The sequence below is a fragment of the Allobosea sp. genome (assembly GCF_030694325.1).
In the GTDB taxonomy this organism is placed as follows: Bacteria; Pseudomonadota; Alphaproteobacteria; order Rhizobiales; family Beijerinckiaceae; genus Allobosea.
The window spans coordinates 1-3,513 of record NZ_JAUXYO010000103.1 but is presented as its reverse complement, the minus strand read 5'-3'; the positions used below and the strand labels follow the sequence as shown (position 1 = coordinate 3,513).

Genomic DNA, 3,513 nt, shown 5'->3' with positions numbered 1-3,513 from the left:
GCAGCTTGGCGAGGCGCTCGTTCAGGCGCTCCTGCATGCGCTCGGCGCGGCGCTCGCGCCATTCCTCGCGGCGCTGCTCGCGGCTCTCATAGCGATCACCGCGATCGGGGCGCTCGCTGCGTTCCTGGCGCGGGCCGTCGCGCTCGCCGCCGGCGGGAGGAATCGGCTGCGGCTGCGCCACGGCGAAGCTCGCGGCCAGCGCAGCGATGGAGGAGGCTGCGATCAGGGCGTAGGGTTTCATGCGTTATCTCCCGAGTCGTAGGCGGAGGGAACAGTCGCTGAGCGGGTCTCGAAGCCGGGTCGCGATGACGAGACCATGGGCCGATCGCGCTGTCCTTGCGATGGCGCAATCATGAACTCTCGGTAATGTAACGCCCCGGCCCCGCCCTCGTTCCCCGTTCCCGCCACCCCGCCTCCCGAGCCGCCGCCCATGCGCAATCTCATCACCGATGTCCGCGGCCTCCTCGTCGGCCAGGCGCAGGATGTGCAGGCGGCGACCGGCGTCACGGTCGCCCTGTTCGATCGGCCGACGGTCGCCTCCGTCGCCATCCTCGGCGGGGCGCCCGGCGTGCGCGAGACGGGCCTGCTCGAGCCGGAGATGACGGTCGAGCATGTCGATGCGATCGTGCTCGCGGGCGGCTCGGCCTGGGGGCTGGCGGCGGCCGATGGCGTCATGGCGCATCTGGCGAGCCAGGGCCGCGGCTTCCCGATCGGGCCGCTGCGGGTTCCGATCGTGCCGCAGGCGATCCTGTTCGACCTGCTCAACGGCGGCGACAAGCCCTGGGCGAAGGGCGGGACGGAAGCGCCCTATCGCCGGCTGGGGGCAGAGGCCGCCGCCAACACCGGCGCCGATTTCGTCCTTGGCACGACTGGCGCCGGCTACGGCGCGATGCTCGCCAATCTCAAGGGCGGGCTCGGCTCGGCCAGCGCCAGGGCTGCAACCGGCCAGATCGTCGGCGCGCTCGTCGCGGTCAACGCCGTGGGCACCGCCACGATCGGCGACGGCCCGCATTTCTGGGCGGCGCCTTACGAGCGCGACAGCGAATTCGGTGGGCGCGGCTGGCCCGCCGGCATCTCTGCCGAGGATCTCGGCCTGCGCTTCAAGGGCGGCGCCGGCCAGAACACGACCATCGCCCTGGTCGCGACCGACGCCGTGCTGACCAAGGCGCAGTGCAAGCGCCTCGCGCTCGCCGCCCATGACGGGCTGGCGCGGGCGCTACGGCCCTCCCATGGCGCGCTCGACGGCGACATCGTCTTCGCCGCCGCGACCGGTCACAGCGGCGCCCCCTCCGACGCCTTCGCCCTGACCGAACTCTGCACGACGGCCGCCGACGTGCTGGCCCGCGCCGTCGCTCGCGGCGTCCATGCCGCCACCGCCCTGCCCTTCGCGGGCGCGCTACCGGCCTGGCGCGACCGTTTCGGAGGCTGACCGCGCCCCCCCGCCATGCTAGAGGCGCGCCCATGTCGACAGATGATTTCCTCGCCCGCTTCGGCGCCGCCGGCCAGCGCCAGCCCGATCCCGTCGCCGCCGCCCAGAAGGCGATGCGCAACGCCCTGCCGAGCCGCTTCTACGAACACGCCGCCGTGCTGGAGCGCGACGGGCTGTTCCATGTCGCGCTCGATGGCCGCACCGCCCGCACCCCGGCCCGCAAGCCGCTCGCGGTCGCGTCGCGCCCCGTCGCCGAGGCGCTCGCCGCCGAGTGGGACGCGCCGAGCGACAAGATCGATCCCGCCCGCATGCCGCTGACCCGGCTGGTCAATTCGGCGCTGGACGGCGTCGCCGACCAGCACAAGGCCGTCCGCGCCGAGATCGTCCGCTATGCCGGCTCGGACGCGCTCTGCTATCGCGCCGGCGAGCCGCAGGAGTTGGTCGCGCTGCAGGAGAAGATCTGGGAGCCGATCCGCCACGAGGTCGAGGCGAAGATCGGCGCGCGCTTCATCCTGGCGCAGGGCATCGTCTTCGCAGAGCAGCCGCCGACCACGCTCGAAGCGGTGGCCCGCCATGTCGGCGCGATTCCCGCCCCCGTCGCGCTGGCGGGCGCCCACAACGTCATGACGCTGACCGGCTCGACCCTGCTGATGCTGGCGCTCCATTTCGGCCTGCGCGACGCGGACGCGATCTGGGCCGCCGCCCATTGCGACGAGGACTACCAGATCGGCATCTGGGGCCAGGACGAGGAGGCGGCCGAGCGCCGCGCCATCCGGCGCAAGGAGTATGGCGCGGCGGTGCTGCTGCTCACGCAGGGCTAGCCGAAAGCCGCACCGGCTGGCGATGGACACAAACCGCGCCGCCGCTTAATCCGGAAGCCACAGAACCTTTCGTCGGCTCCGGGGCGTCCCTCATGAAAGACATTCTCGAACAGCTCGAAGACCGTCGCGAGGGCGCCCGCCAGGGCGGCGGCGCCAAGCGCGTCGCGGCCCAGCACGGCAAGGGCAAGCTGACCGCCCGCGAGCGCATCGAACTCCTGCTCGACAAGGACTCCTTCGAGGAGTTCGACATGTTCGTGCAGCATCGCTGCGTCGATTTCGGCATGGAGAAGGCCGAGAAAATCCCCGGCGATGGCGTCGTCACCGGCTGGGGTACGGTCAATGGCCGCACCGTCTTCGTCTTCTCCAAGGACTTCACCGTCTTCGGCGGCTCGCTCTCCGAGACCCACGCCCAGAAGATCGTCAAGATCCAGGACATGGCGCTGAAGATGCGCGCCCCCATCGTCGGCCTGTTCGATGCCGGCGGCGCCCGCATCCAGGAGGGCGTGGCCGCGCTCGGCGGCTATGGCGAGGTCTTCAAGCGCAATGTCGCGGCCTCGGGCGTGATCCCGCAGATCTCGGTGATCATGGGCCCCTGCGCCGGCGGCGACGTCTACTCGCCGGCGATGACGGACTTCATCTTCATGGTCCGCGACAGCTCCTACATGTTCGTCACCGGGCCCGATGTGGTGAAGACCGTCACCAACGAGACCGTGACCTCGGAAGAGCTCGGCGGCGCCAAGGTCCACACGACGAAATCCTCGGTCGCCGACGGCGCCTTCGAGAACGATGTCGAGGCGCTGCTGCAGGTGCGCCGCCTGCTCGACTTCCTCCCCGCCAACAACACCGTCGGCGTGCCGGAATGGCCGAGCTTCGACGTGCCCGACCGTGTCGATATGAGCCTCGACACGCTGGTGCCGGACAACCCAAACAAGCCCTACGACATCAAGGAGCTGATCCTCAAAACCCTCGACGAGGGCGACTTCTTCGAGATTCAAGGGTCTTACGCCGGCAACATCGTCACCGGCTTCGGCCGTATCGAGGGCCGCACCGTCGGGCTCATTGCCAACCAGCCGATGGTCCTGGCCGGCGTGCTCGACTCCGATGCCTCCCGCAAGGCCGCCCGCTTCGTGCGCTATTGCGACGCCTTCGAGATCCCGATCGTCACCTTCGTCGACGTGCCCGGCTTCCTGCCCGGAACGGCGCAGGAATATGGCGGCCTGATTAAGCACGGCGCGAAGCTGCTCTTCGCCTATTCTCAGGCAA

The 3,513-nt window shown here is 70.2% G+C and carries 3 protein-coding genes and 1 pseudogene; 3 read left to right on the top strand and 1 reads right to left on the bottom strand.

Going from position 1 to position 3,513, the window contains the following annotated elements; genetic code table 11:
* A pseudogene (locus Q8M82_RS06285) lies at positions 1–241 on the bottom strand (hypothetical protein); the annotation flags it as partial.
* Between the two features lie 189 nt (positions 242–430).
* On the opposite strand from Q8M82_RS06285, the gene Q8M82_RS06280 reads away from it, so the two are divergent.
* From Q8M82_RS06280 to Q8M82_RS06270, 3 genes are all read left to right on the top strand, one after another.
* The gene (locus tag Q8M82_RS06280; RefSeq protein WP_305690520.1) at positions 431–1,429 is read left to right on the top strand and encodes a P1 family peptidase; all 999 of its coding nucleotides are present in this window, start codon (positions 431–433) and stop codon (positions 1,427–1,429) included.
* A gap of 32 nt (positions 1,430–1,461) precedes the next feature.
* Positions 1,462–2,250, top strand: a complete 789-nt coding sequence (locus Q8M82_RS06275) for an ATP12 family chaperone protein (RefSeq protein WP_305690519.1) — start codon at positions 1,462–1,464, stop codon at positions 2,248–2,250.
* 92 nt (positions 2,251–2,342) lie between these two features.
* A partial coding sequence (locus Q8M82_RS06270; RefSeq protein ID WP_305690518.1) for an acyl-CoA carboxylase subunit beta occupies positions 2,343–3,513 on the top strand: 1,171 nt, incomplete at its 3' end.

Coding starts and splice junctions, on each gene's coding strand:
- Q8M82_RS06280 (WP_305690520.1), top strand. CDS start 431: ATGCGCAATCTCATCACCGATGTCCGCGGCCTCCTCGTCGGCCAGGCG.
- Q8M82_RS06275 (WP_305690519.1), top strand. CDS start 1,462: ATGTCGACAGATGATTTCCTCGCCCGCTTCGGCGCCGCCGGCCAGCGC.